We start from the raw sequence: 24,464 nt of genomic DNA, 5'->3' as shown, positions 1-24,464 counted from the left end.
CTTCATCTCGTTTGACCCCGCTTCACCTCCAACAACATCATGAATTTCAGTAATCTCAAACTGCGCACTCGCCTTGCGCTGGGCTTTGGCGTCATCTGCGCCATGCTGGTCGTCGTTCTCGTGCTGGCCGTGACCATGCTCGGCCGCGTCAACCAGGGTGCCCGTGACATCGTGCAGCAACGCATGCCGAAGATCGAAGCAGCAACCTCGATCCTCGACCAGACCAACAACATCTCGGTGGCGCTGCGCAACCAGATGCTCAACGACGATCCGGCCGACCGCAAGCTGCAGACCGCCAACGTGATGAAGGCGCGCGCCGCGATCCAGTCCATCCTCGACGACTACCATGCCGAGACCACCGCTGGCGCGGAGCGCGAGCTGGCCAACCGGAGCGCCGAGCACAACGCCAAGTTCGTCAAGGACCAGGACGAGCTGCTCAAGCGCATCGGCGCCGGCGACATCGATGGCGCCAAGGCTTACCTGACCAGCGAATTCCGCCCCCTGCTGCTGGCCTACAAGAAGGTCCTGAACGAGCAGATCAAGCTGCAGAAGACGGCCGTCGCGGCGGCCAGCGAAAACGCCGAACTCACCTACTCGGAAACCCGCACGCTGATGATCGGCCTGGGCCTGGCCATCCTGGCGGCGGCGGGTCTAATCGCCTGGCGCATCTCGGTAGCGATCGCGGTGCCGGTCGCGCGTGCGCTGGAAGTGGCGAATACCGTCGCCGCCGGCGATCTCACCAGCCGCATCGAGGTGACCACCCACGACGAGATGGGCCAGCTGCTGCAGGCCCTGAAGGCGATGAACGAAAGCCTGGCGCGCACCGTGCGGACCGTGCGCAGCGGCACCGACACCATCACCACCGCCTCGGGCGAAGTGGCGGCCGGCAGCCTGGACCTGTCCTCGCGCACCGAGCAGCAGGCCAGCTCGCTGGAAGAGACCGCGTCTTCGATGGAAGAGCTGACCTCGACCGTCAAGCAAAACGCCGACAACGCGCGCCAGGCCAACGTGCTGGCGGAATCGGCCTCGAACGTGGCGGCGCGCGGCGGCGCCGTGATCGAGCAGGTGGTCGGTACCATGCGCGAGATCCACGATGCCTCCGGCAAGATCGCCGACATCATCGGCGTCATCGACGGCATCGCCTTCCAGACCAATATCCTGGCGCTGAACGCGGCGGTGGAAGCGGCGCGCGCCGGCGAGCAAGGCCGCGGCTTCGCGGTCGTCGCCGGCGAAGTCCGCAACCTGGCCCAGCGCTCCGCCGCGGCGGCGCGCGAGATCAAGGCCCTGATCGTGGATTCGACCGGCAAGGTCGAGAACGGCAGCAAGCTGGTCGGCGAAGCCGGCAGCACCATGCGCGAGATCGTCGACGGCGTGCGCCGCGTGACCGACATCATGAGCGAAATCACCGCCGCCAGCCACGAGCAGAGCAGCGGCATCGAGCAGATCAACCGGGCGATCGCGCAGATGGATGAAGTCACCCAGCAGAACGCGGCACTGGTCGAGCAGACCTCGGCCGCCGCCGAAGCGATGCAGGACCAGGCAGCGCGCCTGGCGCAGGCGGTGAGTGTGTTCAAGGTGGAGGGCACGGCGCAGGCCGTGGCGCCGACGCCTTCCAGGCCGGTGAAGCGCGTCGAAGCGCCGAAGCTGGCGCAGGCGGCCAAACCGGCGCAGCGCAAGGCGCCGGTGGCGGCGGAGTGGGAAGCGTTTTAATAAGAACGTCCGTCGCCCCCGCGGCTTCTCTACGACGTTCAGGCGCCCCGATGCTGCCTGACGATATTCAGCACCGTAGTGCGAATGGTCCGCAGCACGGTCTCCGCCTTGAAGGGCTTGACGATGAAGCCCTGCACCCCGCGCGTCAGCGCGGCCTGCACCGCGGGTGCGTCGAGGGTGCCGGAGACCATGAAGATCAGTGTTTTCGGCAGATGGGTGCGCAGCTGCTCGACCACGTCGTTGCCGTCCTCGACCTGCTCGCGCGCGATGCAGAAGATGTGCGGGCGGTGCTTCTGCGCCAGTGCGTAGCCGAGCAGGCTGGTATGGGTCTGGCCGGCCACCTCGTAGCCGCCGTCGGTCAGCACGGTGTTGAGCAGGCCGCGCGAGATCGCGTTCGAATCGACAATCACTGCCTTGAGCATATGGTTTTCCTGTCCTTCCTCAGTTGGCGTCCCACGCCAGCATCTTCCAGCTCACTCCCAACTTGACGTCGGTCTTCAGGTCGACCAGCTTGCGCGAGACCTCGAGGATCTCGCGCTCGGCGCGCAGGCGCTCGCCCAGCGGGGTCTTGAGGATGCCGGCGCCGGCCATCACCGCGTCCAGGTCGCCGTAGGCGTTCAGCAGGCGCGCCGCGGTCTTCATGCCGACCTTCGAGACGCCCGGCACGCCGTCGGTCGGGTCGCCCATCAGCGCCAGCAGGTCGTGGATGCGCTCGGGCGCCACGCCGAACTTGTTGCGCACCCAGGCGTCGTCATGCCACTCGCCCTTGAAATGGTCCCACACCAGGGCGCCATGGGCGATCAGGGTGTGCAGGTCCTTGTCGGTGGTGGCGACCACCGCGTCTCCCCTGCCCTCCGACAGCCAGCGCATGACGCCGGTGGCGATCACGTCGTCGGCCTCGACCTCGGGAATCATGAGCACGTACAGGCCGGCCGCGCGCAGGCGCTCGTGGAATTCCGGCAGCGCATTGCGCAGGTCCGAGGGCATCGGCGCCCGTCCCTCGCGGTAGCGCGGGTACAGGGCGTGGCGCCAGGTCTGGCCGCCGTAGTCGAAGGCCGCCAGCACGTGGGTCGGCGAATGCGCCTCCAGCAGGTTGCGGAAGGACGAGAAGGCGTGGCGCAGGGCGATGCTGGCCTTCAGGTCGGAGTCCGGCTCCGGACTGGCCTCGTAGACCCGGCGGACGATGTTCAGGCCATCGATGGCCAGCAGCTTTGCCATACTCTCTTACTTGACGAAATCGTACTTGCCGCCCCGTTCGAGCGCACGCCGGTAGGCCGGACGTGCGTGGATGCGTTCGAGGAAGCCGCTCAGCTTCGGATACTTGCCGTCCAGTCCACCGCGCGCGGACGCCGCTTCCAACGGGAAGCTGACCTGGATGTCGGCCGCCGTGAACGCGTCGCCGGCAAACCAGTCGCGCTCCGCCAGCTCGCCCTCGAGGAAGGCCAGGTGCTGGCGGATCTGCGGCAGCACGAAGCTGTCCTTGACCCGGTTGGCGATGGCGCGCGCGATCGGGCGCACGAAGAAGGGGGCGGGCGCACTCTCGACGCGGTCGAACACCAGCTTGAGCAGCAGCGGCGGCATCGCCGACCCTTCCGCATAGTGCAGGAAATAGGTGTAGCGCAGGCGCTCGGGCGTATCGGGCTTCGGTTCCAGGCGGCCGTTGCCGTAACGCCCGACCAGGTAGTCGATGATGGCGCCGGACTCGGCCACGATGGTGTCGCCATCCTGGATCACCGGCGATTTTCCCAGCGGGTGCACGGCGCGCAGGTCCGGCGGCGCCAGCATCGTCTTCGGGTCGCGCTGGTATTTCTTGATCTCGTACGCCAGGCCGAGTTCCTCCAGCAGCCACAGGATGCGCTGGGAGCGGGAGTTGTTCAGGTGGTGAACGATGATCATCGGCGGGCCGTGGTCGGGGAAAATAGCGCTAGCTTAACATTTTGCCTCGCAATTGCGTACCGCTCCCCGCTTGGGTAATATGCTTGAATGCAACTTTTAACAATCTAGGAGACCCTCGATGCCGCGCCCCAGCCTGCCGTCCCTGTCCATTCTTTCGCTGCTGCTCGCCGCACTCGGCGGCACGGCCCTGGCGCAGACGCCGGCGATGGCGCCCGACATCCCGTCCGACAAATTCTCCATCACGCTCCCGAATGCCGACTACCTGAAGCAGGAGGTGATGATCCCGATGCGCGACGGCGTCAAGCTGCACACCGTGATCGTGATCCCGAAGGGCGTCAGTCACGCGCCGATCATGCTGACCCGCACGCCGTATAACGCCTCCGGCCGCACTGCCCGCATGAAGAGCCCGCACATCGCCTCGCTGCTGGGCGACGGCGACGACGCCTTCATCGAGAACGGCTATATCCGCGTGTTCCAGGACGTGCGCGGCAAGTACGGCTCGGAAGGCGACTACGTGATGACGCGGCCGGTACGCGGCCCGCTGAACAACACCCAGGTCGACCACAGCACCGATGCCTGGGACACCATCGACTGGCTGGTCAAGAACGTCAAGGAATCGAACGGCAAGGTCGGCATGGTCGGCTCGTCCTACGAGGGCTTCACGGTACTGATGGCGCTGGCCGAACCGCACCCGGCGCTGAAGGCGGCGGTGCCGATGAGCCCCATGGTCGACGGCTGGCGCGGCGACGACTGGTTCCACAACGGCGCCTTCCGCAACACCAACCTGGCGTATATCGCCGGCCAGAACTCGGCGCGCGGCAAGGGCGAGGAGATCGTCACCGGCATCTACGACGACTACGACGCCTTCCTGCGCGCCGGTTCGACCGCGGACTACGCCCACATCTACGGTGTCGACCAGCTGAACTTCACGAAGAAAATCTTCGAGCACCCGGCCTACGACAGCTACTGGCAGGAGCAGGCGCTGGACCGCATCCTGGCGAAGAAACCCCTGACGGTGCCGACCATGACCGTGGTCGGCCGCTGGGACCAGGAAGACATCTACGGCGCCTACGCGACCTATGCGGCGGTGGAGCCGAAGGACAAGGACAACAAGCTGAATTCGCTGGTGGTCGGCCCGTGGCGCCACAGCGGCGTGAACTACGATGGTTCCTCGCTGGGCGCCCTGAAATTCACCGGCGACACCGCCCGCCAGTTCCGCCGCGAAGTCATGCTGCCCTTCTTTAACCAGTACCTGAAGGATGGCGCGCCGGCCTTCGATACCCCGCCCGTGTGGAGCTACCAGACCGGCGTGAACCGCTGGCGCCGGCTGGAGCAGTGGCCGCTGGTCCCGAGTTCGACCGCGCTGTACCTGAAGCCGGGCTTCGCGCTCGGATTCGAGAAGGGCGACGCCAAGGGTGCGGCCTTCGACGAATACGTGTCCGATCCGGCGAAACCGGTGCCCTTCGTGCCGCGTCCGGTGCGCATGGGCGAAGGCACGGTCTGGAAGCCCTGGCTGGTGACCGACCAGCGTTCGTATTCCGACCGCCCGGACGTGCTGACCTATGTGAGCGAACCGCTGAGCAAACCCCTGGAGCTGGCCGGCGAGCCGATGGTGAACCTGTTCGCGTCGACGTCCGGCACCGACAGCGACTGGGTGGTCAAGCTGATCGACGTGTATCCGGACGAGGTCGCGGCCCAGCCCGAAATGGGCGGCTACCAGCTGCCGATCGCGATGGACATCCTGCGCGGCCGCTACCGCCAGGGCTTCGACAAACCGGCGGCCATCCCGGCCAACAAGGCCGAACGCTACCGCTTCGCGCTGCCGAACGTCGACCACGTCTTCCTGCCCGGCCACCGCATCATGGTGCAGATCCAGTCCAGCTGGTTCCCGCTGTACGACCGCAATCCGCAGACCTTCGTGCCCAACATCTTCCATGCCAAGGCGGGCGACTTCCGCAAGGCGACCCAGCGCGTCTACCACGCGCCGGGCATGGAAAGCGCGATCGAGCTGCCGGTCGTTTCGGCTGGGAAATAAGCACTGCCGAGCCGGCCAGCGCTTGTGGCCGGCCGGCGACATTGTGTCAAGCGGACAGGACTTTCTTAACAAACACGTGTAGGCTGAGCCCGGCAAGATGAGCTACGAATACCGGTTCGATCCCTCTACCACCACCGAGCACCACCTGTACTGGACCGAGGGCACGGTCCTCAGCATGGTCTCGACCTCGCCGGTGACGCCGGTGCCGGAGGCGCCTGCGTGGGCGATGCTGGCGGCGGGGCTTGGGGCCGTGGGTTTGTGGCGCCGGCGGTCTGCGAAGTTTGCGTGCTTGGTCCGTCAGTAATGGTAGCGGCAGGAGATGATGACAAGCTCTTCATCCTGCACTTCGTAGACCAGGCGCTTGGTCTCGTCGATCCGGCGCGACCAGCAGCCGCTCAGGCTGTGTTTCAGGGCCTCGGGCTTGCCGATCCCTTCGAACGGGCTTCCCTGCGCGTCCTTGCTATCTCCACAATACCATTGACTTGTACAATATATAGTACAAGTCAAAGTACAGCGCACATGGCCTGGACCGCAAGCGAGCCCGATCACGGTTCGTCAACGCACCGAGTGCCACCGCTGCCCGCCCTACCATCGCAGGCATGGGCAAGATTTACATCGGCATCTCGGGCTGGCGTTACGAACCCTGGCGCGGGGTGTTCTATCCGCCGGGGCTGGTCCAGGCGCGCGAACTGGATTACGCATCGCGCTTCCTCCGCACCATCGAGATCAACGGTTCCTTCTATGCGCTGCAGCGGCCCGCGAGCTATGCGGCCTGGTATGCGGCCACGCCGCCCGGCTTCGTGTTCGCGGTGAAGGGCAACCGCTTCATCACCCACATGCTCAAGCTGCGCGGGATCGAGACGCCGCTGGCGAACGTGCTGGCCTCGGGCGTGTTCGCGCTGCGCGAGAAGCTCGGGCCGATCCTGTGGCAGTTCCCGCCGCAGCTGCGCTTCGATCCCGACAAGATCGGGCACTTCCTGTCCCTGCTGCCGCGCGACACCGGCCAGGCGCTGGCCATCGCGCGCCGCCACGATGCCAGGATGGAGGGGCGTGCGCTGCTGGAGATCGACGCCGTGCGCCCGCTGCGCCACGCGGTCGAGGTGCGCCACGAGAGCTTCCGCGACGAGGCCTTCATCGCCCTGCTGCGCCGGTACAAGGTGGCGCTGGTGGTGGCGGACACCGCGGGCAAGTGGCCGGACTGGGAAGACGTCACCGCGGACTTCGTCTACATCCGCCTGCACGGCGAGCATGAGCTGTATGCGAGCGGTTACGAGGACGATTCGCTGGAGCGCTGGGCGGAAAAGATACGCTCGTGGAGCGCAGGGGAACAGCCGGAGGATGCGCGGCTGGTGTCGGAGGTGGCGCCGCCGAAGGCCGGGGGCCGGGATGTGTACTGCTACTTCGACAACGACATCAAGGTGCGGGCGCCTTTCGATGCGAAGCGCTTGATGGCATTGTTAGCCTAGAAGCGTCATACCGAGGCTCCGGCAATCGTCCAGCTGAATCGGTATTCGACTTATTCCGAGGTTCAGCATGGGTTCCCGCTTTCGCGGGAACGACGGGAGGAAACGGAACGACGGATCTAGCGCTTCACATGCACCTGAATGATCTTGCGTCCCTGCGCATCCTTCTCCGGCATCGGTTCCGTTTCGCAGGTCCCGCAGGTATCGCAGCCGCTGCCGCAGCCCGCATCCTTGTCGAGCCAGCGCGCCAGCAGGCCGCGGCCGGAGCCGTCCGAGAACTTGTAGACGATCTTGCGGCGCCAGGACAGCGGCAGGTATTTGCCCGCCGCGTACAGCGCCGCGAGCAGCACGATGAGGCCGACGATCAGGTACTGGACCATCTCAGCTCCCCAGCGCCCAGCGCGCGACGTGGTAGGTGATGAAGGAAGCCGTGTAGGCCAGCGCGAACATGTAGCCGGCCATCAGGAAGGCGTAGCGGATGCTGCCGGTCTCGCGGCGCACGACGGACAGGGTCGACAGGCACTGCGGCGCGAACACGTACCAGGCCAGCAGCGACAGCGCGGTCGCCAGGCTCCAGGAGTGGGCGATCAGCGGCGCCAGCGAGTTGGCGACGTCGTCGCCGCTGCTGGACAGTGCGTAGACGGTGCCGAGGGCGCCGACCGCGACTTCGCGCGCGGCCATGCCGGGCACCAGCGCGATGCAGATCTGCCAGCCGAAGCCGATCGGCTCGAAGACCACCGCCAGCGCGCGTCCCAGCATGCCGGCCACGCTGTAGTAGATCGGCGGATGGGTCGCCCCTTCCGGCGCGCCCGGGAAGCTCGACAGGAACCAGACCAGCACCATCAGGGTCAGGATCACGGTGCCGACGCGGGTCAGGAAGATCTTCGCGCGTTCCCACAGGCCCAGCGCCAGGTTCTGCAGGTGCGGCCAGTGGTAGGCCGGCAGCTCCAGCATCAGCGGGTGCTGCCCCTTGGCGCGCGCGGCGCGCTTGAAGAACCAGGCCACGCCCATCGCGCTGACGATGCCGGCCGCGTACAGCAGGAACAGCACCAGGCCCTGCAGGTTGATGCCGGCGCCCAGCTGGCGGTTCGGGATGAAGGCCGCGATCACCAGCGCATACACCGGCAGGCGCGCCGAACAGGTCATCAGCGGCGCGATCATGATCGTCACCAGGCGGTCGCGCGGGTTCTGGATCGTGCGCGCCGCCATCACGCCGGGGATCGCGCAGGCGAAGGAGGACAGCAGCGGGATGAAGGCGCGTCCGGACAGGCCGACGCCGCCCATCAGGCGGTCGAGCAGGAAGGCCGCGCGCGGCAGGTAGCCGCAATCCTCGAGGATCAGGATGAAGAAGAACAGGATCAGGATCTGCGGCAGGAATACCAGCACGCTGCCGACGCCGCCGAAGATGCCCTCGACGATCAGGCTGCGCAGCGGGCCTTCGGCCATGCTGGAACCGATCCAGGTGCCGAGTCCTTCGACGCCGTTCTTGATCAAGTCCATCGGCACCGCGGCCCAGCTGAACACGGCCTGGAACACCAGGAACATCAGCGCGGCCAGGATCACCGGGCCCAGCACCGGATGCAGCACGACCTGGTCGATCTGCTCGGAGAGGTTACCGGTGTCCTTGTCGAAGCTGACGCAGGCCTCGATGATGCGGCGCACCTCGCGCTGGGTCTCCTCGACCGGCACGGCGTCGATCGCGTTCAGGGCGCGCGGCCTGGCCGGCGCGCCGAAGGACAGCGCTTCGAGCGCTGTCAGCAGGGACTTCTCGCCGCCCGACTGCACGGCCACGGTCTCGACCACCGGCATGCCCAGCTCCTGCGACAGCTTTTTGGTGTCGATCTCGATGCCGCGCTTGTTGGCGACGTCGACCATGTTCAGGGCCAGCACCATCGGCAGGCCCAGGCGCTGGATCTCGAGCACCAGGCGCAGGTTCAGGCGCAGGTTGGTGGCGTTGACGACGCAGACCACGGCGTCCGGCGCCTGTTCGCCGGCGCGCAGGCCGGCTACCACGTCGCGCGTGATGGCTTCGTCGGGGGTGTGGGCGGACAGGCTGTAGGCGCCCGGCAGGTCGAGCACGCGGATGGCGCGGCCGCCCGGCAGGGTGAAGCTGCCTTCCTTGCGTTCGATGGTGACGCCGGCGTAGTTCGCGACCTTCTGGCGCGCGCCGGTGAGCCGGTTGAACAGCGCCGTCTTGCCGCAGTTCGGATTACCCAGCAGGGCGATGAGCGGCGTCCTGGCCGCTGCCTGGACCTGCTGTTCTACTGCTCCCATGTATATATGGCCTTATTCCGGCTGGATCGAGATCAGCGCCGCTTCGAAACGGCGCAGGGCGAAAGTGGATTGGCCGACCTTGACTGCCAGCGGGCCGCCCAGCAGGCCGCCCTTCAGCATGCGGATCCGTTCGCCGGGGACGAAGCCGAGCTCCATCAGGCGGCGCGACACGTCGGCGCCATCGCCGCCATGCCCGTGGCTGGGCGCGAGATGGATCACGGTGGCGCTCTGGCCCGCCTTCAAGGCGTCGAGCGTGGTCAGGGTCGGTGCAAGAGTCATGATGTCGCTTCCAATCGAATTCGGCTGCAGCGCTGATGAGACATGTGAGCATCATAAACCTAAATGCGAATTATTTCTATTTGCGATTTGTCTACTTCGGTTCACTCTGCTTCGATTACGCGACAAAACGCTTGCATTCAGGCTTCGATTTCAGGAGAATACAAAACATAATGAGAATGATTCGCATTATACCTCAAACAACACCGGAATAAAGACCATGATCGTTTGCGTCTGCAACAACATCTCCGACCGTGAAATCCGCCAGGCCGTCGAAATGGGCCTGACCTCGATGTCCGACCTGTACAAAGAGCTCGGCGTCGGCACCTGCTGCGGCAAATGCGTCAGCTATGCCCGCGAAGTGATGAACGAACACCTGGAATCGACCACCACGGTCACCGAGCTGCGGCGCACCCCGGTCGCCGGCCTGGCCGCCTGATTTTTCCGAATCGTCCCGGCCGTCGCCGCGCCTGCGGCGCCAGCGACGCCGGTCCAGTTTTACAAGCGCCATGACCTCGCAGCAAAGCGCGGGATTGCCGCACACATATCGATGCGCGAAGCGGCCGGTGCGCGGCGCGTCCTGATAACATGGTGCTTCCGAAGCAGCCATCTCGCCTGTCTTATGCCCGTCATCCCGTTTCGCAATCCGAGGACGCCGCCGCCCCCGTTTACGGTTCAACCGCCGCCCACGCCTTCGCGCCGCGCCGTCGCCGTCAGGTGGCTGCGCAAGATGCATGGCTGGATCGGCCTGTGGGGCGCCGTGCTCGGCCTGCTGTTCGGCGGCACCGGCATCCTGCTGAACCACCGCGCGGTGCTGAAGATTCCCGCCGCGCAAACCCAGGAAAGCACGGTGCAGCTACCCCTGCCCGACCCGGCCCCGGCCGACCCGCAGGCGCTGGCCGCCTGGCTGAAATCCTCGCTCAAGCTCGACCCCGATCCGGCGCGCGTGAAACTCGATCCGGCGCGCACCGTGGCCTGGGGCGACCGCAGCCTGGTCCAGCCGGCGCGCTGGAGCGCCAGTTTTACGTCCCCCTCCGGCGCGGTAGCGGCCGAGTACTGGGTCGGCAACAACTACGTGACCCTGAAGCGTACCGAGAACAATGTCTTCGCCACCCTCACCAACCTGCACAAGGGCGTGGGCATGAGCGTGGGCTGGATCCTGCTGGTGGACACGCTTGCCGGTTCGATCATCCTGCTGTCGCTGTCCGGGGTGGTGTTGTGGACGCTCACCAACCGCAGGCGCACGGTGGGCATCGCGATCGCCTCGATCTCGCTGCTGCTGGCCGGCGGTGTGGCGCTGGCATCGATATAAGCATAGCGGGCCCCGCGGTTTGCTATGATGCCGATATCACGTCAACAATAAACAAGGGCACTCCATGAAGGGCGATCCGAACATCATCCGCGCGCTCAATGCGCAGCTGACCAACGAACTCACCGCGGTCAACCAGTACTTCCTGCATGCGCGCATGTACAAGCACTGGGGCTTCACCCGTCTCGGCAAGAAGGAATACGACGAGTCGATCGGCGAGATGAAGCATGCGGACCGGCTGATCGACCGCATCCTGATGCTGGACGGCCTGCCCAACCTGCAGGCCCTGCACAAGCTGCTGATCGGCGAGTCGACCCAGGAAATGCTGGAATGCGACCTCAAGCTCGAGCGCGCCGCCCAGCAGACCATCAAGGACGGCATCGCCGCCTGCGAGACCGTGCGCGACTACGTCTCGCGCGACCTGCTGCTGGACATCCTCGAAGACACCGAGGAGCACATCGAGTGGCTGGAAACCCAGCTCGACCTGATCGTCAAGGTGGGTATCCAGAACTATCTGCAAAGCCAAATGGACCCTAGCGAGGGCTGAAAGCTCCCGGGACAGCGGCAGCCGGGTCGCGCCAGCGCGTGACCCATTTGTCGTAGAAGTTCAGGTCGCGCGGCACCGCGCCGGCGACCGCGCAGATCGCGCCGGCGAATTCGTTGGCGCGCGCCAGGGTCAGCTCGAGCGGCCAACCGCGCATGCGGCCCAGCAGGAAGATCGCCGAGAAGGCGTCGCCCGCCCCCACCGTGTCGATCACGAAGGGCGGCGCCGGGTTGTCGCGGTTGGCGATCAGGCCGCCGTCCGCCAGGAACACCACCGAGCCGCGGTGGCCCAGGGTCACGATCAGGGTTTCCAGCCCAAAGCGGTCCATCAGCGCGCGGCAGGCCGCGTGCACTTCCTCGGTGGCCAGCGGCGCATCGTTCGGGCCGATCTGGAAATACCACTGGAACAACGCCTGCAACTCGTCTTCATTGACCTTGACGATGTCGGCTGCCTCGAGCGAGCGCGTGACGGTGCCCTCCTCGTACTGGCCGGGACGCAGGTTGAGGTCGAGGTAGCGTTTGGCCGGCGTCGCCTCGAGCACGGCGGCCAGGGCGGCGCGCGAGCGTTCCTCGCGCTGGGCCTGGGTGCCGAAATAGACGATGCCGGCATCGGCGTTCGCCAGGCTGGCGGCGGCCGCGGCGGCGTCGATGAAGTCGTAGGCCTGGCGCGGCAGGATGCGGAAGCGGTGGCCCTGGCCGCTCCTTTCGACCACCACGCGGCCGGTTTCCTCCATCGGGTCGTGCTGCAGGCCGGCGTCGCTCATCGCGAAACGCTCGAACTCCCCGCGCACGGCCTGGCCGTTGCGGTCGCGGCCGATGCGGGTGATCATCAGGTTCGGCGCCATGAAGGCGGCCAGGTGGCGCGCGACGTTGAAGGGCGCGCCGCCCACCACCTGCTCGGTCGGGAATTCGTCGACCAGGGCTTCGCCGAACACGACCGTGGTCGGGGCGGATGCGCTTGTTGCGGCGCTCACGAGGCGATGACCGGCACGGTGTCCTTGAAGGACTGGCGTTCGGACAGCTTGTCGAACAGGCGCGCCAGGTTCGGGTGCTCGCCGCGCCAGTCGATGGCGGGGAAGCGCAAGGACAGCCAGCCCAGCACGCAGCCGACCGCGACGTCGGCCAGGGTGTAGTGGATCCCCATGCAGAACGGCTGCTCGCCGAGGTTGTCGGACATGACCTGCAGGCCCTTGCCGACCTTGCCCATCTGGCGCTCGATCCAGGCCTGGCTCTGCAGCTCGGCGGGCCGCTGGGTACGCTCCAGGTAGGCCAGCACGGCGGCATCGCCGACGCCGTCGGCCAGCGCTTCCCAGACCTTGACGTCGGCGCGGTCGCGGCTGTTGGCAGGCAACAATTTGCACACCGGGGTCAGCGTGTCCAGGTACTCGGCGATCACGCGCGAATCGTACATCGGGCTGCCGTCTTCCATCACCAGGCAGGGCACCTTGCCGAGCGGGTTGGTGGCGCTGATCTTCGTATCCGCCGACCAGACGTTGTCGAGCTCGAACACATAGTCGAGCTTCTTCTCTGCCAACACGACGCGCACCTTGCGCACATAAGGACTCGTGACGGAACCGATGAGTTTCATAAATGCTCAGATTAGGGGACCGACTGACAGTATAGCATCGGGCAATGACCGGATAATGGCGTGGGAAAGGCGTGCAACGCTGTCCACATTCGGCTTGACAAAGCCGGTTCGCGCAGGCTGCCGATGGTAAAATCGCGCTTTTGCACTCATCCCCGCCCGCCATGACCTCTACCGCCTCCTCCTCCACCCTGTCGGCCCTGTCCCCGCTGGACGGCCGCTACGCCGCCAAGACCGACAAGCTGCGCCCGATCCTGTCGGAAGCCGGCTTCATGCACCACCGCGTGAAGGTGGAGATCGCCTGGCTGCAGGCGCTGTCGCAGGCCGGCTTTGCCGAACTCAAGCCGTTCTCGCCCGAGGCGAACGCCCTGCTCGACAAGCTGGCCGCCGGCTTCTCGGACCTTGATGCCGCCCGCATCAAGGAAATCGAAGCCGTCACCAACCACGACGTCAAGGCCGTCGAGTACTGGCTGAAGGAAAAGGTCAAGGACGTGCCGGAACTGGTCGCGGCCAGCGAGTTCATCCACTTCGCCTGCACCTCGGAAGACATCAACAACACCTCGCACGGCATGATGCTGAAAGCGGCCCGCGACGGCGTGATGCTGCCGGCCCTGCAAGCCATCATCGCCAGGCTGACCGAGATCGCCCACGTCAACGCCGACCTGCCGATGCTGTCGCGCACCCACGGCCAGACCGCCAGCCCGACCACCCTCGGCAAGGAATTCGCCAACGTGGTCGCGCGCCTGCAGCGCGCCGTCAAGCGCATCGAAGGCGTCGAGATCCTCGGCAAGATGAATGGCGCGGTCGGCAACTACAACGCGCACCTGTCGGCCTACCCGGGCTTCGACTGGCCGGCATTCAGCAAGAACGTGATCGAACAGCGCCTGGGCCTGACCTTCAACCCCTACACCATCCAGATCGAGCCGCACGACTACATGGCCGAACTGTTCGACGCGATCTCGCGCACCAACACCATCCTGCTCGACCTGAACCGCGACATCTGGACCTATGTCTCGCTGGGTTACTTCAAGCAGAAGCTGAAGGCCGGCGAAATCGGTTCGTCGACCATGCCGCACAAGGTCAACCCGATCGACTTCGAAAACTCGGAAGGCAACCTGGGCCTGGCCAATTCGGTGCTGCGCCACATGGCCGACAAGCTGCCGGTCTCGCGCATGCAGCGTGACCTGACCGACTCGACCGTCCTGCGCAATATCGGCGTCGGCTTCGGCTACGCCCTGCTGGCTTACGACAGTTGCCTGCGCGGCCTGAACAAGCTGGAAGTGAACCCGCTGCGCCTGGAGCAGGACCTGGACGCCAACTGGGAAGTGCTGGCCGAGCCGGTGCAGACCGTGATGCGCCGCTACGGCATCGAGAACCCGTACGAGCAGCTGAAGGAACTCACCCGCGGCAAGGGCATCACCCGCGAAGCGCTGCAGGAGTTCATCGGCAAGCTGGCCATGCCGCAGGAAGCCAAGGACCTGCTGCTGGCGATGACCCCGGCCAACTACACCGGCCTGGCGGCCCAGCTGGCCAAGGCGATCTGAGCATCCCTCCCGTCACCCCGGCGATATCCACCGTCACCCCCGCGAAGGCGGGGGTCCAGGTTGCTCGGCATGGGTCCCCGCCTGCGCGGGGACGACGTCATCGAATCACCGCTGCCACACCAGCTTCACGCCGACGCTGCGCCCCACTTCGCTGCGAAACTGGGACACGCCGTATTCGCCGTGGCTGCCGTTCAGGTTGTTGCCGATGACCGACAGCTCCATGCCCGGTGCGAAACGCCAGCCGAAGCGCAGGTCGAGCGCATTGTAGGCCGGCACTGCGGGCCGTCCGGTGGCGCCGACGTGGCGCACCGCCACTTCCAGCTCGCGCGCGCTGTCGAAGGCATAACTGGAGCGCAGCTGGGCCGTGTAGGCCGGATCGGTGCCGGTGGTCGCCACGCTGCCGGCGTCGACGCTGCCGGGTTTCAGCGTGAAGCGCTCGTGCAGCGCCGTCAGGCCGCCCGACAGGCGCCAGGCATCGCTCATCTGGTAGCTGCCCCAGGCTTCGAGGCCATGCGCCCGGCCTTCCATCTTATTGCCGAATTCGATCGTGCCGGCGGGCGTGATGTCCTGGGTGCGCAAGTGGTCGTACAGGTTGCGGAAGGCCGTGACCGAATACGACATCCGCTGTCCCACCTGGGCGCGGTAGCCGAGTTCGAACACGCGCGCCACTTCGGAGCGCACCCGCGGACCGCCGGCCAGCAGATAGGGCGGCGCGCCGGGGACGAAGGCATCGACGTCCAGGCGCGACGGTGCGCGCACGGTGCGCGAGTAGCCGGCCCACAGCGAGTGCGCCGGCGAGACGCGCCAGGACAGGCGCAGGGTCGGCAGGAATTCGGCGCCGGTATAAGGGTTGTGCTCGTAGCGCGCGCCGGCCGTCAGGCGCAGGTCGTCGCGCAGCGCCATCTCGTCCTGGGCGAACAGGCTGGCCCAGGCCTGGCGGTCGCTGGCCGGCAGGAAAGCGACGAAGCGGCTGTTGTCGACCTTGTCCCAGCTGTCGCGGTACTCGCCGCCCCACACGATGCTGTGCATGCCCAGGGTCGGCAGCGAATGCTGGAGCTGGATGTCGGCGATGTCGACCGAATCCGTGAAGGTCGGCGGCACCTGGCGGTAGCGGTGGTCGTAATAGGCCTGGACGCTGAGACTGCCGCCGTCCTCGAGCGCATGTTCCCAGCGTCCGGTCAGGTTGGCGCCGCGCGTGATGATGTCGTCGACGCCGACGCTGGCACCCGGCGCGGCGATGGCGCCCGGCGCCGGCTGGCCCTGGCGACCGCGCCAGGCGTTGCCGTTGAGGCTGAAGCGGTCCTGGCCGTGCTCCCAGTCGGAGCGGAAGCCGACCTGGCCCTGGTCCCAGGCGTCGTCGATCGGCGCGCCGCTGGCGAGCTCGCTATGGCCCAGGCCGAATACCTTGCCATACACGCGCCAGCTGTGTTCCGGTCCGCCCGCGCCGTGGCGGAAGGCGGCTTGCGCGCCGTCGCTGTCGCCGCGCAGCACCAGCAGGTCGCCGCGGGTATCGGCCGCATGGCGGGTGGTGATGTTGATGATGCCGTTCACGGCATTCACGCCCCACAGCGTGCCGCCGGGGCCGCTGATCACCTCGATGCGTTCGATGTCTTCCAGCATGACGTCGGGCTCGTCCCAGAACACGCCCGAGAACAGCGGCGAATACACGGAACGGCCGTCGATCATCACCAGCAGCTTGTTGGCGGGGCTGTTGCTGGAGCCGTTCATGCCGCGCGCGGAGATGTAGTAACCGGTGTTGTTCGAGCGCGCCACTTCCAGGTTGGGCGCCAGGCGCAGCGCTTCGGCCAGGCTGCGGCTGCCGGAGCGGCGGATGTCGTCGGCGGTGATCACGAACACCGAGGCCGGCGCGTCCTGCAGGCGCTCGGGCCGCTTGGACACCGACGTCACCTCGATGTTCGCCAGTTCCTCGATCGACAGGTCGGCGAATTCGGCCTGGCGTTCGCCGCCCTTACGCTCGCTCGACTGTTCGTCCGCATGCGCGCAGGTGGCCAGGGCCACGCCCAGCAAAAGGAGTGGCAGGCGGAGCGCAAACGGCGCCCGGCCGGGAACAGACGACATCATAAGGTATTCGAGGAAATATTCATGGCCGACAATTATCATTGATAAATCGGCCAAGTCAACATTTTACCTTCGCCATGCTCTCATCGGAGGGTTGGCTTTTCCGATTGTCCCGCCAGCTGAACAATGTTATCCGTTCTACTGGCTTCCTGGCGCCCGATGGAATTGTTAAAGTATGGAATCAATACACCAGCTATTTTGTTAAGATCTTGTTCCAGCAAGAATATTTTCCGGAGCCAAACATGTACCAGCAGCAGCGGCAGGAGCACAAGCGCTACACCACGACCGCGATCGCACTTCACTGGCTGATCGCCGTGCTGATCGTGGGCGCCTTCACGCTCGGCCTGGTGATGACGGACATCCCGGGCTTTTCGCCGACCAAGCTGCGCTACTACTCCTGGCACAAATGGGCCGGCGTGACCGTGCTGCTGCTGGCCGCCCTGCGCCTGCTGTGGCGGCTGAAGAACCGTCCGCCGGCGCTCGCGGCGTCGATGCCGGCCTGGCAGCAACGCGCGGCCCATGGCCTGCACCACCTGCTCTACCTGCTCATGTTCGCCGTGCCCGTCTCGGGCTACCTGTACACCCTGGCGGCCGGCGTGCCGGTCAAGTACTTCGGCCTGTTCCAGCTGCCGGTGTTCTACGCCAAGAATCCGGCCCTGGCCGACATCTTCAAGCCGGTCCATTACTGGTCGACCATGACCATGGCGGCCCTGGTCGCCCTGCACCTGCTGGCCGCCCTGAAGCACCAGATCCTCGACCGCGACGGCACCATGCGCCGCATGCTGCCCGGTCGTTCCATTTGAAGGAGAAAGCATGAAAACCACCCGTTCCCTGGCCGGCATCCTCCTCGGCGTCGCCCTGGTCGCGAACGCCGCGCCGCTCAAGACCGACGTCGCCCACAGCAGCGTCTCGGCCGTGTTCAAGCAGATGGATGTGCCGGTCGAATCCAGTTTCAAACGCTTCGACGCCCGGATCGACTACGACGCCGCGCACCCGGACAAGGCCAGCGCGCGGGTCGACATCGACACCGCCAGCTTCGACATGGGCCAGGCCGACTACAACAAGGAAATCGCCAAGAAGGAGTGGTTCAACTCGGCCCAGTTCCCGAAGGCGACCTTCGTCTCGTCCTCGATCAAGCCGGCCGGCGCCGGCAAGCTGACCGTCACCGGCAAGCTGACCATCAAGGGCAAGACCGCCGACGTCAGCTTCCCGCTCAACGTGAAGCCCGAGGGCGGCAAACAGGTATTCGAAGGCCAGTTGCCGATCAAGCGCCGCGTCTTCAACGTCGGTGAAGGCGAGTGGCAGGACACCAGCATCGTCGCCGACGACATCGTCATCAAATTCCGCGTCGCCGCGGGTTAATTAGCAGAAGTTAATAGGCAGCATCCACACTAACGAAGGAAACCCGTCACATGAAACTGAAGCACCTGAGCATCGCCCTCCTGGCCGCGGCATTCGCAAGCAGCGCCTTCGCCGCCGACAGCTACAAGATCGACCCGACCCACACCTACCCGAGCTTCGAAGCCGACCACTTCGGCGGCCTGTCGGTCTGGCGCGGCAAGTTCAACAAGAGCGAAGGCGGCATCCTGCTGGACCGCGCGGCCAAGACCGGCACGGTCGACATCGTCATCGACGCCAACAGCATCGACTTCGGTAACGACAAGCTGAACGAGCACGCCAAGAAGCCGGAGATGTTCGACGTCGCCAAGTTCCCGACCGCGACCTACAAGGGCAAGCTGGTGTTCAACGGCGACAACCCGGCATCGGTCGACGGCGAACTGACCCTGCACGGCGTGACCAAGCCGGTCACCCTGACCATCAACAAGTTCAAGTGCATCATGAACCCGATGCTGAAGAAGGAAGTGTGCGGCGCCGACGCCTCGGCCACCTTCAAGCGCAGCGACTTCGGCGTGAGCTACGGCGAGTCCTTCGGCTTCAATATGGACGTCAAGCTGGCGATCCAGGTCGAAGCGGTCAAGCAGTAATTTTTGACCGGACGTAAAAAAAACCTCGGCGCCGCAAGGCCCCGAGGTTTTTTATCGTTCAAGGAAGATTAACGGCCGTCGCGGTCCAAATCACCCGGCATGGCGCGCTCGACGCGATCCCAGGCGGCGCGGCTGGCCGACTTGGCCTGCTCCCACGACAGGCGCGAATGGCCCTTTACGCGATCCCATTCGTCGGCCATGTGCGGCTCGGCCAGGTCGTAGGACGGGTAGCGGCGGGCGTTGTTGTAGCCCAGCGCATAGGCCGGCGAGTAGTCGTCGTAGCTGTAGCCCGGCGAGTAGTACGGCTGGGTCTGGTAGTTGGTGCGCCAGTAGTTGTCTTCCTCGGTCGGATTGACCAGATGGCCGGCGCCCTTGCCGACCATGCCGCCGGCGATGCCGCCGATGGCCGCACCGGCCGCCATGCCGACCGGACCGCCGACCGCGCCCAGTGCCGCACCGGTGGCCGCGCCGCCGCCCGCGCCGACRCCGCCGGCCAGGTTGTGCTCATGCAGCTGGTCGCCCGGTTTCRGGTTCACGACTTCGCCCGCGCCCTTGCCGGCCATGTCGCCGGCGATACCGCCCGCAACCGCGCCGGCCACCGCGCCGATCGGGCCGCCCGCGGCGCCGATGGCAGCGCCGGCCAGCGCGCCGCCGRCAGCGCCGGTGCCCTGTGCCAGGTTGTGTTCATGCAGGCGATCTTCCGCATGCGGATTCACGACTTCGCCCGCGCCACGTCCGGCAGCGCCGCCGGCCAGGCCGCCGATCGCCGCGCCGGCCGCCATGCCGATCGGTCCGGCCACCGCACCCGCGGCAGCGCCCATCGCAGCACCCGCACCGGCGCCCACACCCTTGGCCATGTAGTGTTCACCCAGGTCGTCGCCGGCTTTCGGGTTCACGACTTCGCCGGCGCCCTTGCCGGCCATGCCGCCGGTGATGCCGCCGATCGCGGCGCCCGCCAGGGTGCCGACCGGGCCGGCAACCGAGCCGATGCCCGCGCCCACGGCCGCGCCGGCGAGGGCGCCGACGCCGGTGCCGATCACGTGCGAACCGCCGTTATCGGTAAAGGAACGCTGGATGTATTCGACATCGTCATCCGAACGCGGATTCACGCCCATCAGGATGCCGCCCTGGTTGATGCCTTCTTCGTAGTGCTTGACGCGTTCTTCCGGAATGCCGGCGCCGATCAGTGCACCGATCAGGCCACCGGTGATGCCGCCTGCGCCGGCGCCGGCCAGGCCGGCCGCCAGCGGACCCGCCACCACCAGGCCCAGGCCCGGCAGCACCAGGGTGGTGCCCAGCGCGGCCACGCCGGCCAGCACGGCGCCGATGGTGCCGCCGATACCTGCGCCGACGCCGGCGCCTTCAGCCGCTTTGCTGCCCAGCTCGGTTTCGGTGTCGTTGAAATGGGTCTTGCGGGTCGAGTCCGACATCATCAGGTTGACGTCATCCTTGGAATAGCCGCGTGTCGAGATGGCGCTGTAGGCGCGTTCGGCGCTGGCGCGGTCCGGGAACAGGCCGGTGACCATGCGATTCTGTTTGTTCTGCTTGTCGGTATCGAAGATGCTCATAGTGTGTCCTCTCAAGGTCGGTGTGCCAGGCACGTACTGGATACGTGTTTTCTAAAAATCGGGTGCTGCAATGGAAGCAACGATATGCCTGCCCAACAGTTCGCTTCTGTTCGTTGACGCACCCTAGGCTGGACATTCCGAGCATCAAGAGAACGCCGCAGCACTTTGCGCGTCTAACGTTCGTTGCCGCACCGACCCGGGTACGTATGCATCACTAGACTTTGCCCATGGCCTCGGCAATCAATTGGCCTGGAGTATGTTTTTCCAACTTGAGGAGGAATCAACATGTTATTCATTATCTGGATCGTCGTCGGTGGTATTCTCGGCTGGCTCGCCAGCATGGTCATGAAGACGGACGCTGAGCAAGGCATGATTCTCAATGTCGTGGTCGGTATCGTTGGTGCCTTCCTGGGCGGCTGGCTGCTGTCCCCGCTGTTCGGCTCCGGCACCATCAACGCGGATGACTTCAGTGTCTCGTCGCTGCTCGTTTCCTTCCTGGGCGCCGTGATCCTGCTGGCCATCGTGAACCTGCTGCGTCGCGGCCGCGTCCGTTAAACAGTGCGGTACGCTAATTAAAACCAACGCTCTTTCCAGCGTTGGTTTTTTTTATGTATAAAATATTTCCATGCGTATACGTCGCTCCATCGTTGCCTTGATCGCCTGCATCGCCACCCTCGTGGTCGGCCTGCTGGCGCTCAACTTCATGCCGAACGAAAAGCAGATCGAGACCCAGCTGACCCGCCAGTACGACACCAACGATCCGCAATTCCGCCGCTCCCTCGGCGTGCTGCTCGGCCCGGCCCTGGTCGAAGGCAACAAGGTCGAGGTCCTGCTGAACGGCGACCAGATCTTCCCCGCCATGCTGAAGGCGATCCGCGAGGCGCAGCGCACCATTACCTTCGAAACCTATATCTACTGGTCCGGCTCGATCGGCCGCGAATTCACGGACGCGCTGTCGGAACGCGCGCGCGCCGGGGTCAAGGTCCACGTCCTGCTGGACTGGATCGGCAGCATGAAGATCAGCAATGCCGAAATGGAGCAGATGCGCAGCGCCGGTGTCGAACTGCACCGCTACCACAAGCCGGTGTGGTGGAAGCTGGCGCGGCTGAACAACCGCACCCACCGCAAGCTGCTGGTCGTCGACGGCCGCATCGGCTTTACGGGCGGCGTCGGCATCGCCGACAAATGGCGCGGCCACGGCCAGGACGAGGACCACTGGCGCGACACCCATTTCCGCGTCGAGGGCCCGGTGGTCGGCCAGATGCAGGCCGTGTTCAACGACAACTGGACCAAGGCCACCGGCACCATACTCGACGGCGATGCCTACTTCCCGGCCCTGAAGCACGAAGGCGAGTCGGCGGCGCAGATGTTTTCCAGTTCCATCACCGGCGGCAGCGAGAGCATGCACCTGATGTACCTGATGGCGATCACCGCCGCGCGCCACACGATCCACCTGTCGAACGCGTATTTCGTGCCGGACGACCTGGCGGTGCGGGCCCTGGTCGCGGCGGCAAAGCGCGGGGTCGACGTGCGCATCATCACGCCCGGCAAGATCATCGATTCGGACGTGGTCCGCGCCGCCTCGCGCGAGCGCTGGGGCGAACTGCTCGCGGCCGGCATCCGGATCGCCGAATACCAGCCCACCATGTACCACGTGAAGGCGCTGGTGGTCGATTCGCTGCTGGTGTCGGTGGGCTCGACCAACTTCGACAGCCGCTCCTTCAGCCTGAACGACGAGGCCAACCTGAACGTCATCGATCCGGTCTTCGCCAAACAGCAGGAAGCGGTCTTCGAAGACGACTGGCGCCGCGCCAAGCCGGTCTCGCTGCAGCAGTGGGAAAACCGGCCGTTGTACGACAAGGCGGCGGGCAAGCTGGCCCACCTGATCGGTGCGCAGCTGTAATTACAAAGTGGCAAATATGGGTTGACGCTGGTTTTTCGCATACGCATACTGTCGCGAGCTCTGCGGAGCCCGTGGGACAACAATTCAACAACCGATAGATGCGAATGAAAAAAACATTACTCGCGCTCGCCATCCTGACCAGCTTCGCCGCACAGGCGGACGAAGGCATGTGGATGCCGCAGCAGCTGCCACAAGTAGCCAAGCAACTGAAAGCCGCCGGCCTCAAGCTCGACCCGGCCACCCTGACCAAGCTGACCGAATTCCCGGCGGGCGCGATCGTGAGCCTGGGCGGCTGCTCGGCTTCCTTCGTCTCGCCGCAGGGCCTGGTGATCACCAACCACCACTGCGTCTACAACAGCGTGGCGATCAACTCGACCCCGCAGCGCGACCTGCTGGCGAACGGCTTCCTGGCCAAGACCATGGACGAGGAACTGCCGGCCGCGCCGGGCAGCCGCGTGTTCGTGACCGAGGAAGTGGCGAACGTCACCAACCGCGTGATCACCCCGGAAGTCGCCAAGCTGACCGGCAAGGCCAGGGTCGACGCGATCGAGAAGAACCAGAAGGCGCTGGTGGCCGAGTGCGAAAAAGACGCCGGCTACCGCTGCACCGTGCCGAGCTTCTACGGCGGCCTCGAGTTCTACCGCATCAAGCAACTGGAAATCCGCGACGTGCGCCTGGTGCATGCGCCGGCTGTCGGCATCGGCAAATTCGGCGGCGACACCGACAACTGGATGTGGCCGCGCCACACCGGCGACTACGGCTTCTACCGCGCCTACGTGAGCCGCGACGGCAAGGCCGCCGAGTTCTCGAAGGATAACGTGCCGTACAAGCCGAAGCACTTCCTGAAGATCGCCAAGGAAGGCGTCAAGGAAGGCGACTTCATCATGGCCATGGGCTACCCGGGCCGCACCAACCGCCACCGCCTGCCGTCGGAAGTGGCGTTCACCTTCGACTGGAACTACCCGGCCTTCGTGAAGGCGTCGGGCGAGACCCTGGCGATCATCGAGCGCGAGACCAAGAACGATCCGGCCGCCAAGCTGAAGTACGCCGGCCAGGTTGCGGGCGTCAACAACTACTACAAGAATCGCAAGGGCATGATCGCCAGCTACGAAGGCAGCGACATCCTGGCGCGCAAGACCGCCGAGCACAATGCGCTGAAGGCCTGGGTCAACGCCAACCCGCAGCGCAAGGCCGAATTCGGCGCCGACATCGACACCGTCGAGAAGCTGATCGCCGAGCGCGACGCCAAGGTCAAGCGCGAGTTCTTCCTGAGCTACTCGACCCCGCGCTTCCTGAACTCGGCACGCGCCCTGTACCGCCTGGCCAACGAGCGCACCAAGCCGGACGCCGAACGCAAGTCGGGCTTCCAGGAACGCGACATGCCGCGCCTGACGTCAAGCATCACCGGCCAGGACCGCACCTACGACGAGAAAGTCGACAAGGCGCTGGTGCTGAACTTCCTGAAGCAATATACGGAGCAAACCCGCGCCCAGCCGGGCAGCGACAACGCCGCCTTCGACGCCGCGCTGGGCATCAAGCCGGGCATGAGCGAAGCCGAACTGAAGGCCGCGCTGGACAAGCTGTATGCAGGTTCGCAGTTGCAGAACAAGGACTTCCGCGTCCAGTGGTTGAGCAAGTCGCCGGCTGACTTCCAGTCCAGCAACGACGCCTTCATCAAGGCCGCCGTCGCCCTGTACGACGCCGACCGCAAGGAAGAAGCCGAGGACGAGGAACTGGGCGGCAACATCCAGAAGGCCTACGCCAGCTACATGAAGGCCAAGATCGCCTACATGAACAGCCGCGGCCAGGCCGTCTACCCGGACGCCAACTCGACCCTGCGCGTCACCTTCGGCAACGTCAAGGGCCGCAGCTACGGCGCCGACGGCACCGGTTCCTGGACCGCCTTCACCACCGTGAAGGGCGTGGTCGCCAAGCACACCGGCGAAGGCGAATTCAACGCACCGGAGAAACAGCTGGCCGCGATCCGCGCCAAGGACTTCGGCAACTACGCCGATCCGAAGCTGAAGACCGTGCCGGTCGACTACCTGGCAACCCTGGATATCACCGGCGGCAACTCGGGTTCGGCTGCGCTGAACTCGAAGGCCGAGCTGATCGGCCTGGCCTTCGACGGCACCCTGGATTCGATCATCTCGGACTGGGACTTCAACAAGGAAGCCACGCGCGACATCCAGGTCGACATCCGCTACATCCTGTGGAACATGGACAAGGTCGACCACGCGGACAACCTGCTGAAGGAAATGGGCGTCAAGTAAACGCCTGCCGGGGCGCCGCGC

At 65.6% G+C, this 24,464-nt stretch carries 24 protein-coding genes and 1 pseudogene; 14 read left to right on the top strand and 11 right to left on the bottom strand.

What is annotated here, in order from left to right; translation table 11 throughout:
* The first annotated feature begins 39 nt into the window (after nt 1-39).
* Nucleotides 40-1,710 (top strand): methyl-accepting chemotaxis protein, encoded by a 1,671-nt coding sequence (locus AC1DOQ_RS10015; RefSeq protein ID WP_477362704.1) that lies wholly within the window; start codon nt 40-42, stop codon nt 1,708-1,710.
* Nucleotides 1,711-1,748: 38 nt separating this feature from the next.
* Here the strand turns inward: AC1DOQ_RS10015 and AC1DOQ_RS10010 are convergent, their stop codons facing one another.
* From AC1DOQ_RS10010 to AC1DOQ_RS10000, 3 genes are read right to left on the bottom strand one after another with little or no spacing between them, the layout of a single operon-like run.
* Nucleotides 1,749-2,132: an ANTAR domain-containing response regulator gene (locus AC1DOQ_RS10010; protein ID WP_477362702.1), complete on the bottom strand. Its 384-nt coding sequence runs from the start codon at nt 2,130-2,132 to the stop codon at nt 1,749-1,751.
* Nucleotides 2,133-2,151: 19 nt separating this feature from the next.
* On the bottom strand, nt 2,152-2,928 hold the full coding sequence (locus AC1DOQ_RS10005) for a 5'-3' exonuclease (protein ID WP_477362700.1): 777 nt from the start codon (nt 2,926-2,928) through the stop codon (nt 2,152-2,154).
* A 6-nt stretch (nt 2,929-2,934) separates the two neighbouring features.
* Nucleotides 2,935-3,606, bottom strand: coding sequence for a glutathione S-transferase (locus tag AC1DOQ_RS10000; RefSeq protein WP_477362698.1), 672 nt, complete (start codon nt 3,604-3,606; stop codon nt 2,935-2,937).
* A gap of 118 nt (nt 3,607-3,724) precedes the next feature.
* Here AC1DOQ_RS10000 and AC1DOQ_RS09995 point away from each other — a divergent pair, with 118 nt between their 5' ends.
* Both AC1DOQ_RS09995 and AC1DOQ_RS09990 read left to right on the top strand, forming a co-directional pair.
* Complete coding sequence (locus AC1DOQ_RS09995) at nt 3,725-5,641, top strand: CocE/NonD family hydrolase (RefSeq protein WP_477362696.1); 1,917 nt, start codon at nt 3,725-3,727, stop codon at nt 5,639-5,641.
* A 97-nt stretch (nt 5,642-5,738) separates the two neighbouring features.
* Nucleotides 5,739-5,945: a hypothetical protein gene (locus AC1DOQ_RS09990; protein ID WP_477362694.1), complete on the top strand. Its 207-nt coding sequence runs from the start codon at nt 5,739-5,741 to the stop codon at nt 5,943-5,945.
* On the opposite strand, the pseudogene AC1DOQ_RS09985 reads toward AC1DOQ_RS09990, so the two are convergent.
* Nucleotides 5,939-6,091: pseudogene (locus AC1DOQ_RS09985) on the bottom strand (Txe/YoeB family addiction module toxin); the annotation flags it as partial. The gene AC1DOQ_RS09990 and the pseudogene AC1DOQ_RS09985 sit on opposite strands and share 7 nt — an antisense overlap.
* A 149-nt stretch (nt 6,092-6,240) precedes the next feature.
* Between AC1DOQ_RS09985 and AC1DOQ_RS09980 the strand changes: the two are divergent.
* Nucleotides 6,241-7,107: a DUF72 domain-containing protein gene (locus tag AC1DOQ_RS09980; RefSeq protein WP_477362692.1), complete on the top strand. Its 867-nt coding sequence runs from the start codon at nt 6,241-6,243 to the stop codon at nt 7,105-7,107.
* Nucleotides 7,108-7,223: 116 nt separating this feature from the next.
* Here AC1DOQ_RS09980 and AC1DOQ_RS09975 read toward each other — a convergent pair whose 3' ends face one another.
* The 3 genes from AC1DOQ_RS09975 to AC1DOQ_RS09965 are packed head-to-tail and all read right to left on the bottom strand — an operon-like array spanning nt 7,224 to nt 9,657.
* Nucleotides 7,224-7,484: a DUF6587 family protein gene (locus AC1DOQ_RS09975; protein ID WP_477362690.1), complete on the bottom strand. Its 261-nt coding sequence runs from the start codon at nt 7,482-7,484 to the stop codon at nt 7,224-7,226.
* 1 nt (nt 7,485) lies between these two features.
* Nucleotides 7,486-9,378, bottom strand: a complete 1,893-nt coding sequence (gene feoB, locus AC1DOQ_RS09970; protein WP_477362688.1) for a ferrous iron transporter B — start codon at nt 9,376-9,378, stop codon at nt 7,486-7,488.
* Nucleotides 9,379-9,390: 12 nt separating this feature from the next.
* On the bottom strand, nt 9,391-9,657 hold the full coding sequence (locus AC1DOQ_RS09965; RefSeq protein ID WP_477362686.1) for a FeoA family protein: 267 nt from the start codon (nt 9,655-9,657) through the stop codon (nt 9,391-9,393).
* Nucleotides 9,658-9,874: 217 nt separating this feature from the next.
* Between AC1DOQ_RS09965 and AC1DOQ_RS09960 the strand changes: the two genes are divergently transcribed.
* The 3 genes from AC1DOQ_RS09960 (at nt 9,875) to bfr (ending at nt 11,510) form a co-directional block, all read left to right on the top strand.
* Nucleotides 9,875-10,093: a (2Fe-2S)-binding protein gene (locus AC1DOQ_RS09960; RefSeq protein ID WP_477323215.1), complete on the top strand. Its 219-nt coding sequence runs from the start codon at nt 9,875-9,877 to the stop codon at nt 10,091-10,093.
* A 183-nt stretch (nt 10,094-10,276) separates the two neighbouring features.
* Complete coding sequence (locus AC1DOQ_RS09955) at nt 10,277-10,966, top strand: PepSY-associated TM helix domain-containing protein (protein ID WP_477362684.1); 690 nt, start codon at nt 10,277-10,279, stop codon at nt 10,964-10,966.
* Nucleotides 10,967-11,030: 64 nt separating this feature from the next.
* Entirely contained in the window at nt 11,031-11,510 is a 480-nt protein-coding gene (gene bfr, locus AC1DOQ_RS09950; protein ID WP_477362682.1) for a bacterioferritin, read from the top strand.
* Here the strand turns inward: bfr and AC1DOQ_RS09945 are convergent.
* Together AC1DOQ_RS09945 and AC1DOQ_RS09940 are read right to left on the bottom strand one after the other, a co-directional pair.
* Complete coding sequence (locus tag AC1DOQ_RS09945; protein WP_477362680.1) at nt 11,497-12,480, bottom strand: PfkB family carbohydrate kinase; 984 nt, start codon at nt 12,478-12,480, stop codon at nt 11,497-11,499. The two genes, bfr and AC1DOQ_RS09945, sit on opposite strands and share 14 nt — an antisense overlap.
* Nucleotides 12,477-13,094 (bottom strand): glutathione S-transferase N-terminal domain-containing protein, encoded by a 618-nt coding sequence (locus AC1DOQ_RS09940; RefSeq protein ID WP_477362678.1) that lies wholly within the window; start codon nt 13,092-13,094, stop codon nt 12,477-12,479. Before AC1DOQ_RS09940 ends, AC1DOQ_RS09945 begins: the two co-directional genes overlap by 4 nt.
* Before the next feature lie 161 nt (nt 13,095-13,255).
* Between AC1DOQ_RS09940 and purB the strand changes: the two genes are divergently transcribed.
* The gene (gene purB / locus AC1DOQ_RS09935; RefSeq protein WP_477362676.1) at nt 13,256-14,635 is read left to right on the top strand and encodes an adenylosuccinate lyase; all 1,380 of its coding nucleotides are present in this window, start codon (nt 13,256-13,258) and stop codon (nt 14,633-14,635) included.
* 105 nt (nt 14,636-14,740) lie between these two features.
* Here purB and AC1DOQ_RS09930 read toward each other — a convergent pair whose 3' ends face one another.
* On the bottom strand, nt 14,741-16,714 hold the full coding sequence (locus AC1DOQ_RS09930) for a TOL_0244 family TonB-dependent receptor (RefSeq protein ID WP_477362674.1): 1,974 nt from the start codon (nt 16,712-16,714) through the stop codon (nt 14,741-14,743).
* A 242-nt stretch (nt 16,715-16,956) separates the two neighbouring features.
* Between AC1DOQ_RS09930 and AC1DOQ_RS09925 the strand changes: the two genes are divergently transcribed.
* The 3 genes from AC1DOQ_RS09925 to AC1DOQ_RS09915 are packed head-to-tail and all read left to right on the top strand — an operon-like array spanning nt 16,957 to nt 18,699.
* A complete protein-coding gene (locus AC1DOQ_RS09925) occupies nt 16,957-17,517 on the top strand; it encodes a cytochrome b (protein ID WP_477362672.1) in 561 nt (186 codons plus the stop codon).
* A 10-nt stretch (nt 17,518-17,527) separates the two neighbouring features.
* Nucleotides 17,528-18,076: a YceI family protein gene (locus tag AC1DOQ_RS09920; RefSeq protein ID WP_477362670.1), complete on the top strand. Its 549-nt coding sequence runs from the start codon at nt 17,528-17,530 to the stop codon at nt 18,074-18,076.
* Between the two features lie 50 nt (nt 18,077-18,126).
* Nucleotides 18,127-18,699: a YceI family protein gene (locus tag AC1DOQ_RS09915; protein ID WP_477362668.1), complete on the top strand. Its 573-nt coding sequence runs from the start codon at nt 18,127-18,129 to the stop codon at nt 18,697-18,699.
* A gap of 68 nt (nt 18,700-18,767) precedes the next feature.
* On the opposite strand, the gene AC1DOQ_RS09910 is transcribed toward AC1DOQ_RS09915, so the two are convergent.
* Nucleotides 18,768-20,267 carry a hypothetical protein gene (locus AC1DOQ_RS09910; protein WP_477362667.1) on the bottom strand — a complete coding sequence of 500 codons (1,500 nt, stop codon included), beginning with the start codon at nt 20,265-20,267 and terminating at the stop codon, nt 18,768-18,770.
* 285 nt (nt 20,268-20,552) lie between these two features.
* Between AC1DOQ_RS09910 and AC1DOQ_RS09905 the strand changes: the two genes are divergently transcribed.
* From AC1DOQ_RS09905 to AC1DOQ_RS09895, 3 genes are all read left to right on the top strand, one after another.
* Nucleotides 20,553-20,822, top strand: a complete 270-nt coding sequence (locus AC1DOQ_RS09905) for a GlsB/YeaQ/YmgE family stress response membrane protein (protein WP_036170652.1) — start codon at nt 20,553-20,555, stop codon at nt 20,820-20,822.
* 70 nt (nt 20,823-20,892) lie between these two features.
* Nucleotides 20,893-22,170 (top strand): cardiolipin synthase, encoded by a 1,278-nt coding sequence (gene cls / locus AC1DOQ_RS09900; protein ID WP_477362665.1) that lies wholly within the window; start codon nt 20,893-20,895, stop codon nt 22,168-22,170.
* 104 nt (nt 22,171-22,274) lie between these two features.
* Entirely contained in the window at nt 22,275-24,443 is a 2,169-nt protein-coding gene (locus AC1DOQ_RS09895; RefSeq protein ID WP_477362663.1) for a S46 family peptidase, read from the top strand.
* Nucleotides 24,444-24,464: the final 21 nt, after the last annotated feature.

It is taken from the genome of Massilia sp. 01N417, assembly GCF_056399645.1.
The sequence above is the reverse complement of the archived record's forward strand: the minus strand, read 5'-3'. Positions and strand labels throughout refer to the sequence as shown.